This window comes from Flavobacterium odoriferum, from assembly GCF_025499515.1.
GTDB classification, from domain to species: domain Bacteria; phylum Bacteroidota; class Bacteroidia; order Flavobacteriales; family Flavobacteriaceae; genus Flavobacterium; species Flavobacterium odoriferum.
The window spans coordinates 232,045-240,718 of sequence record NZ_JAMKFA010000012.1; the positions used below are offsets into that span (position 1 = coordinate 232,045).

The following is an 8,674-nucleotide window of genomic DNA, read 5'->3' on the forward strand; positions in this document are numbered from 1 at the left end:
TAATTTATATTTTTATCTAAAGTTCATCGTAATTATCTCCAAAACTAAATGTTAGTGAAAAACGCAATGTGTTTTCAAGCGGATTTCTAACTTTTGAAGCAGAGAACAAATAAGAGACATCTACTTTAACAACATTATATTTGAAACCTGCTCCTAATGAGAAGAACTTTCTTGCTCCTTTTAATTCGTTTTCGTTAAAATAACCTAAACGCAATGCAAATGAATCTTGATATGAATATTCTGCCCCTAAAGCCCATGTAAATTCTTTCAATTCTTCAGAAAAACCGTCGGGTGCATCATTGAATGATTTGAAAATTCCTTCTGTCCAACCAATTTTTCTGTAATCAGAAATTGCTAAATTATTCATATCATCAACTTCATCTTGTTCTGCACCAGTTATTGTACCGTCTTCATCAATATCATAATACTCAATTCTTGCTGGAGGTGTTGGAACTAAAAGTTTTGTAACTTCTGCGGTTACACCTATTTTATTGTATTCATCAAAAATGAAGTCAAACCCTCCACCTAAACGCATATTTGCAGGTAAAAAATTTGAGCTAGTATCTAAATTATCATTATCATAATTGATTTTTGGCCCCAAGTTTTGAAAATTAAAACCTAATCTCCATCTACCATTAAAATCTTCGTAAGCAACTTCCTCAGATTGATAATAACCTGAAATGTCTACTGCAAAAGAAGAAGCAGGCGAAGCATCACCATTGTCAGTTGCAATTTTTAAATTTGAACGAATGTATCTTGCTCCAATACCCATTGCGAAACGTTCGCTTAGTTTTAGGGAATATGATCCGTCTATCGCAAATTCATTAGGACTTACTGTTGTTAAAGGCGTTCCAACAGCATCAGTTAACTGAATATCTCCTAATCCAAAATAACGAAGAGAACCTGCAAAGGCACTACGTTCATTAATTCTATTATAGTAAGTGATTTGCCCTAAAGAAATATCGTTTGCAATACTGGTTAAATAAGGCGTGTAACTTACTGAAAATCCTTGTTTTTGCAATGAAAATGCATATTTTGAAGGATTATACTGTTGTGAGAATGCGTCAGCAGATGTTGCTACACCCATGTCAGCCATACCTGCAGAACGAGCATCAGCAGCAATAAGCAAAAACGGAACACCAGTAGTAATTACACGGTTTTCTTGAGCTTTTGCAAATTGACTCACCATCAAAACAGTTAAAATTAAAGCAATTTTCTTCATCGTATTCATAGTAATTAATTTGACAAATATAGTATTTTATTATAGGATAACAAGTTTCTCGTATTTTTCTGCCGATTTACCAGTTGCAACTGACTTAACCGTTAATTTATAGACATAAACGCCTTTACCAATTCTATCACCAAAATCATCTCGACCATCCCAAGTAACCTCTCTACACAAGAATCCTTCTGTAACTACTTGCTGATTGATTGTTTTTACTAATTTTCCAGAAATAGTCAAAATTTGAACTTGTACATCTAATTGTTCAAATGGCATATTATGGTTGAACCAAAACTCCGTATAACTTACAAATGGATTAGGATAGTTTAATACTTTTTCAATTCGCAAACCTTCATCTGAACAAATGGCATTAAATTGAATTTCGGCTGTAATTAAATTATTATATACATCCCAAGCCTTAAACAAAACCGTGTGTAATCCTGGTGATAAATCTCTAAACGGAAAACGTACAAATCCTTTTGTATAATCGTCATTCTCTGTTTCATAATATTCGTTTAAAATATACGGATTGGTTTCGTCTCCATCTAAAATTGCAACAATATCATGTCCAATTCCGCTTGCTGTATTGATTCCGTTTTCGTCTTCTAAAAATGCCAGTAAAATTGGAGAACAGTTGGTAATTCCTCCCGAGACAAAACCTTCGTCATTCATATGTAATCGAACTGTTGGCGGATTTGTATCGCTAACTGCATTTACGTTAACGCCTCCAATTTGGATTGTTTTATCATAACCTGTTTGATCTTCTAAATTTGGCACATCCCTTTTGGCATAAAAACTAATTTTACCATTGCCAACAGGAATTCGAATATCTTGAGGAACCACAAAACTAAACTCAAATTGCCCATTAACAACTGAAGCATTTCCTCTAAAAACAGTTTCTCCTAAAGTAGTAAAATTCATAGTAATTAAACCTCCAGAATCTGAGGTTCCGTTATTACCTAAAGTAGTTCTATTAATATCTTTATCAAAAATTTGAACTGCTAAATCACCATTATAATTTGACAGCAAAACATCACTCTCATTTCTAACTTCACCAGAAATTTTCACCAAACTCAACGCTTGAAGTACTGGTAATGGTTGATCTACAGGAATATCATTTACTTTTGTTAAAACAACTTTTGGTTTTGGAATTGCTAATTTCAAAGCTGGATCGCCAATATAAAAAACAACTCTTCTATTATCTGATCCTGTAGACAATTTAGTTGTTCGCAATGCTTCTGCAATTGTTGGATAGTTGGTTGACCCAAAAGCATACAAATCCTCGCTTAACAAATTATTCATTGTAAAACCAGTTGAAACATCAATTTGTCTTGTAGTTGCAATCAATCCAATAGCACCTCCCGATTTATTCCAATACATGTATTCACCACCCGTAAAACGATTTGGGTCATCAAAACGAGTAAATTCACATGTTATGGTAACAAATAAAGGATATCTGTAACGATTAGTTAAATTTTGTGCGTCTAATTTTTCAAATAACCGTTCTCTTGCTAAAGCTTCTTCATTTCCGTGACCAAAATAATTAAACACTAAAGCTCCTAATTCTAATGCATCTAAAAAATCATTTTTAGCATCAGGATAACGTTCGCCACCAGCAGCAACTTGCTGAACATAAGCATCAGAATGAATTTTTTTAACATTTACAAAAGGCTTTTGTGTCGTTAAAACATCTGCTAAATTATTTAAACCAAATTGCAAATCAGCATCAGTTGTATTATCTGCATCATCTGAATAAATTACGAAATTATTACGCCATCTGCCATATGATTTTTCATCATGATATTCGATGACTTTGTTTACCATTTCCTGCGCTTGAGAAGTTGTAGTAACTAACATTCTTCCAACCGCAACGTCAATTCCATCAAAACCAGTTGTCATTGGCCCTTCTCCATCATCCATCATACCATAAAAATCGTCTGACATAAATGAAGAATACAATGAAAAATTTGTAGTATTATTTGTTTCGGATGCTAATGGATTAAACCCATGAAACACTGGAACTATGTTGTTATTATTAGGAATTCTATTTTTATAATCGTAAGAAGCATCACCAAAAAGATTTACATATTTTACTCTTTTATCTGGAGATGATGCATTCCAATATACATATTTAACCAAGTTACGAATGGCAGCTATATCTTGCTTTCCAGATGAAAACTCTTGATACAAACGTTCTAAAGGAACAACACGCACACTCATGCCAGAATTTGTGCGATGAAAATTTGCTAAAGTTTCCGCTTGGTTTACTAAAAATTGTGGTGTGAAAATTAAGTAATCAATATCTTGAAAATTACCAGAAGCATCATTAAATATAGTTCCTTTAATATTTTGGTTTACTACAGTTGAAGATGACTCTTTTGAGGGCAAAAAAACATCACCTAAATCTACCGCAACATATTTTCTTGCTGTTCCAAGATTTACCTTAAAAGAAAAATTTGCTCCCGAAGTGTTGACATATTTTGAAACATTGTAAATATCTGTTACATCCCAAACTTGAGAAATAGCACTTGCTGAAGTTAAATTGTATTGCCCAATACCTATATTTGTTTGTTCAGCATCGTTGAAAAACATAAACTGCTTTCCAAAACCAATTAAATTTCTTTTAGTTTTTAAACGGATAAAATCTAAATAGCCATTTGAATTTGGAACTCCTCCATTATCATATGTTAAACGTATTGAAACAGAAGAAGAAGTTGCGTTAAATGTAGTATTCAAAGTAGACTCATAACCTTCAATTCCACTAAAAGCAACCAACGGTGGAAAAGTAATAGTTCCTAAATTAGTCGTATTTACATTAAAGTTAAAGGAAGAAATTCCAAAAGATTTAGAAGCTGTATTTATTTTTAATTCAACAGGAACAGAAATATCTATGTTAGGAATTGTAAAACTAAACTCTTGACTATCATCAATATTAAATTGTTCACCAAACCACCTTCTACCTACTTTTCCACCATTCACTAAATCTTTTTCATAGTACAAAACATCATCAAATTGATTAAATTGCATACTTGGTGCTGCAGAAGGCTCAATTGCATTTACAATACGTTTTCCTGTTCCAGCATTAGCGGTTACATAATAATAGGTCTTATCTGCAAATAAATTAACACTGGTTAAGCTTTCATCATTCCATGTATCAACCCCTTCAGCATAAAACAAAATATAATCTGATGCATCAAAAACACCATCTTCTTCACCTATAAACTGAATTGCGTTTTCCTCCAAATCCATAGGATATGGTGTGTCATTTAATAAAGGTAGCATTTTACCACCATTTCCATATAGTTTTATAGTTCTTGGATCAACATTTACATTTAATCCCAAACTTTGTAAAAAAGATTTTGAAATTCGATAAACACCTGATTTTTCAATATAAAACTTATACCAATTTCCAGTAGCTAAAACAGAGTTTGAAACAGCTGATACCGAAAAAGTATTTCTATTATTGTTTCGATTAGAAATCGAATTATTACTTATTGTATAGGTAAATGAAACTACCTTTTTATAACCTGAAGCATCCTTTATAATTGGATTAATAGATATAAACCCTTTAAAAACACCTCTGGCATTTACAGATTCAAATTTAGCATTAATTGTTGGTGTAATTTTTGATTTATCTAAATCATATAAATCATTTTCAGTTATACTTTTATAGGATACATTACTAATTTGCAGCGCATTTTTATCCAACAAGTTAGAAATATCAACAACTTTTTTGTAAATGATTGATTTACTATCCACATTGTACTCAAAATTTTCGCTTTGAAATTGTGGTATTTTTACAGTTAACTCACCTAAATTATAATCAACTTGTGAATTCCAATTTAAAGTTATTGTTTCTGATTGTTGAGCAAAGGTTTTGCCAATTATAAAAACAAGTATATATAGGAGTATCTTTTTCATCTGTTTAAAAACGTATATTTGGAAAATATATTACAAAGAGAAAAAAATATTTTATTTTAATCTAATTTTTACAATAAAATATACATAAATTCGTTGTAAGAAAAAGGATTTTAACACAAGATTAATTTTTTTTTACAAATTTTTAAAAACGTGTTGCATATTAATACATAATTATTATCTTGCGACACTAAATTTATTACCTACTAAAGTATGAAAATTAAGAAAATTATGGCTTTAAAATTGTTAGTTGTAGTAGCTCTAACAATAGGTTTTACTGGTTGTTCTAAGAAAGGAAGCACTAAAGGTGGTTCTTCAGCAACTGGCTGGAAAATCAATGACAAAAAAGGTGGATTTCAGTTTAACGACAAGTTCAAAAAACAAGAAACTCCTCCAGGAATGGTTCCTGTTGAAGGCGGAACGTTTACTATGGGTAAAGTTCAAGATGATGTGATGCATGATTGGAACAACTCTCCAAATCAACAACACGTTCAATCATTCTTCATGGATGAAACAGAAGTAACTAATAAAATGTATTCAGAATACTTATATTGGGTAAAGACTGTTTTCCCTCCAACAGAAGAAAACTACAAAAACATCTATAATGGTGCAATTCCAGATACTTTAGTATGGAGAAACCGTTTAGGATATAACGAAACCATGACAAATAATTATTTGAGACATCCTGCTTATGCAGATTATCCAGTAGTTGGTGTTAATTGGATTCAAGCCACAGAATTTAGCAAATGGAGAACTGATCGTGTAAACGAAAACATTTTAGAGCGTGAAGGTTACTTGAAAAAAGACAATAAAATTAAGTTAGGTACTGATGTAACTGCTGAAAAGTCTTTTAGTACAGAATCTTACATCAATACGCCGTCTACTTCTTTTGGCGGTAACGAAGAAGTAGTTCTAAAAAAAGAAATGGGTGGAGGAAGAAGACCTGCTGCTGATACTGCTAAAAACGTATATGCTCAAAGAAGTTCAGGATTGATTTTACCAGAATACAGACTTCCAACTGAAGCTGAATGGGAATATGCTGCACTTGCTTTAGTAGGAAACAGAGAATACAACATCTACAAAGGTCAGAAAAAATATCCTTGGAGTGGTCAATATACTCGTTCTGGTAAAAGAAAAGAAAGAGGTGATCAATTGGCAAATTTCAAACAAGGAAAAGGAGATTACGGCGGAATTGCAGGTTGGTCTGATGATGGTGCTGATATCACAAATAAAGTAAAAAGCTATAGTCCAAACGATTTCGGCTTATATGATATGGCTGGTAACGTTGCAGAATGGGTACAAGATGTTTACAGACCAATGGTTGATGATGAAGCAAATGATTTCAACTACTTTAGAGGTAACGTTTATACTAAGAATAAAATTGGTGAAGACGGAACGGTTGAATTAGTAACTTCAGACAATATTACTTACGACACTTTAAGTAATGGTAGAATCATGGCAAGAAATTTCCCTGGTCAAATTGCTCAAGTTCCAGTTGACGAAAATGAGACTTATTTAAGAACACAATTCTCAACTTCTGACAACAGAAACTACAGAGATGGTGATAGACAATCAACTCGATTCTTCAAATTTGGTTCATCTGATGAAGAAGGTGGAGAAGGTGAAGAAGAAAAATTCAGAATGTATGAAGCGCCAAAACATAAAATTTCAACTTCTGTAGATTCTACAGGAACTGAAAAGAAAATGGTGAAACAATTTGATAAATCTGACAAAAGAACATCTTTAATTGACGATAACGTAAGAGTATACAAAGGTGGTTCATGGAGAGATAGAGCATATTGGTTAGATCCAGCTTCAAGAAGATTCTTCCCTCAAGATATGGCAACTGATTACATTGGATTTAGATGTGCAATGTCTAAAGTTGGTCCTAAGTCTAACAAAAAGACTTCAAGAGGAAATCCAAAACAATAATTTTCTACAAAATACTTTAAAAAGCCCTTTTTTACAAAAGGGCTTTTTTTTATCTTCGTTAATCAAAACAAAACCTTTCAAATGAATATAAACACAATTCATTCACTATTCTTAGAATGCACAAAAGTATCAACTGACACAAGAAAAATTGAAAAAGATTGCTTATTTGTAGCTTTAAAAGGAGATAATTTTGATGCAAACACATTTGCAAAAGAAGCTTTAGATAAAGGTGCTAAATTTGTAATTATAGATAACAATGAGTACTACATTAACGAGAAAACAATTCTTGTAAATGATTCGCTCGAAACCCTACAACAACTTGCAAAATTTCATAGAACATATCTTGGATTACCAATTATTGCACTAACTGGTAGCAACGGAAAAACCACAACAAAAGAATTAATTCATGCGGTTTTATCAAAAAAATATAACACAATTGCAACCATTGGAAACTTAAACAACCATATTGGAGTTCCTTTAACATTATTACGTTTTACAAAAGATACGGAAATAGGAATTGTTGAAATGGGAGCAAATCACCAAAAAGAAATTGAATTTTTATGTAAAATTGCGCAACCTGATTATGGATATATAACAAATTTTGGAAAAGCACATTTAGAAGGATTTGGAGGTGTTGAAGGAGTAATTAAAGGAAAAAGTGAAATGTATAATTTTCTGCAAGAAAATAATAAGATGGCTTTTGTTAACCTTGATGATGCTATCCAAAACGAAAAAACAACACAGCTAAAAAGATTTACTTTCTCTACATCCAACAAAAATACAGATGTCAGAATTGGTCATATAGAAGCCAATCCAATGGTCAAAATCAACTACAACAATTTATCCATACATTCGCATCTAATTGGAATATATAATGCAAACAACATAAACGCTGCAATTACTATTGGAAACTATTTTAAGGTAACAGATAATTTAATCAAAGAAGCAATAGAAAATTACATTCCAGAAAATAATCGCTCACAATTAATTCAAAAAAACGGAAATGAAATAATATTAGACGCCTATAACGCAAATCCAAGCAGCATGACGGCGGCGATTATGAATTTCATTCAACTTGACAAAGCGAATAAAATTGCAATCCTTGGAGACATGTTTGAATTAGGTAACGAAAGCTTATCAGAACATAAAAAAGTAATTGAATTGTTAGAAAACCAATCAGAAATAAAAACTTATTTCATAGGAAAAGACTTTTATGCAAATAAATTAAATAGTAATCATATTACTTTTTTTGAAGATTTCAATTCATTTGCAAATTTTCTACGAGAGAGAAAACCTACAAATAGTCTACTCTTAATCAAAGGCTCAAGAGGAATGGCATTAGAAAAAAGTTTGGAACTATTGTAAAACAAAAAAGCACTTCAGTTGAAGTGCTTTTTTGTTTTGTGGGCGATGAGGGGTTCGAACCCCCGACCCCCTCGGTGTAAACGAGGTGCTCTGAACCAGCTGAGCTAATCGCCCCAATAAATTGCTTTACTTTCTTAATGCGAGTGCAAATATACACTGAATATTTGTTTTTGCAAGTCTTTTCTAAAAAAAATTACACAATTTCTGCTACTACAAATGTGCTTCCTCCAATATAAA

4 protein-coding genes and 1 tRNA gene are annotated in these 8,674 nt (G+C 32.0%); 2 read left to right on the forward strand and 3 right to left on the reverse strand.

The annotated features are described in order from the left end of the window. Positions 1-16: 16 nt before the first annotated feature. Both porV and porU read right to left on the reverse strand, forming a co-directional pair. Positions 17-1,222, reverse strand: coding sequence for a type IX secretion system outer membrane channel protein PorV (porV, locus tag M9Q43_RS10805; RefSeq protein ID WP_262318924.1), 1,206 nt, complete (start codon positions 1,220-1,222; stop codon positions 17-19). Between the two features lie 39 nt (positions 1,223-1,261). Next, positions 1,262-5,143, reverse strand: coding sequence for a type IX secretion system sortase PorU (gene porU, locus M9Q43_RS10810; RefSeq protein ID WP_262318917.1), 3,882 nt, complete (start codon positions 5,141-5,143; stop codon positions 1,262-1,264). 210 nt (positions 5,144-5,353) lie between these two features. On the opposite strand from porU, the gene gldJ reads away from it, so the two are divergent. Both gldJ and M9Q43_RS10820 read left to right on the forward strand, forming a co-directional pair. After that, positions 5,354-7,072 carry a gliding motility lipoprotein GldJ gene (gene gldJ, locus M9Q43_RS10815; protein WP_262318918.1) on the forward strand — a complete coding sequence of 573 codons (1,719 nt, stop codon included), beginning with the start codon at positions 5,354-5,356 and terminating at the stop codon, positions 7,070-7,072. Between the two features lie 81 nt (positions 7,073-7,153). Beyond that, positions 7,154-8,437 carry a UDP-N-acetylmuramoyl-tripeptide--D-alanyl-D-alanine ligase gene (locus M9Q43_RS10820; protein WP_262318919.1) on the forward strand — a complete coding sequence of 428 codons (1,284 nt, stop codon included), beginning with the start codon at positions 7,154-7,156 and terminating at the stop codon, positions 8,435-8,437. A 39-nt stretch (positions 8,438-8,476) separates the two neighbouring features. Here M9Q43_RS10820 and M9Q43_RS10825 read toward each other — a convergent pair. Then, a tRNA-Val gene (locus M9Q43_RS10825) sits at positions 8,477-8,551 on the reverse strand. Positions 8,552-8,674 lie beyond the last annotated feature (123 nt).

What these genes read in the sequence shown, in the direction of transcription:
- porV (WP_262318924.1), bottom strand. Translation starts at nt 1,222, where the DNA reads ATGAAGAAAATTGCTTTAATTTTAACTGTTTTGATGGTGAGTCAATTT.
- porU (WP_262318917.1), bottom strand. Translation starts at nt 5,143, where the DNA reads ATGAAAAAGATACTCCTATATATACTTGTTTTTATAATTGGCAAAACC.
- gldJ (WP_262318918.1), top strand. Translation starts at nt 5,354, where the DNA reads ATGAAAATTAAGAAAATTATGGCTTTAAAATTGTTAGTTGTAGTAGCT.
- M9Q43_RS10820 (WP_262318919.1), top strand. Translation starts at nt 7,154, where the DNA reads ATGAATATAAACACAATTCATTCACTATTCTTAGAATGCACAAAAGTA.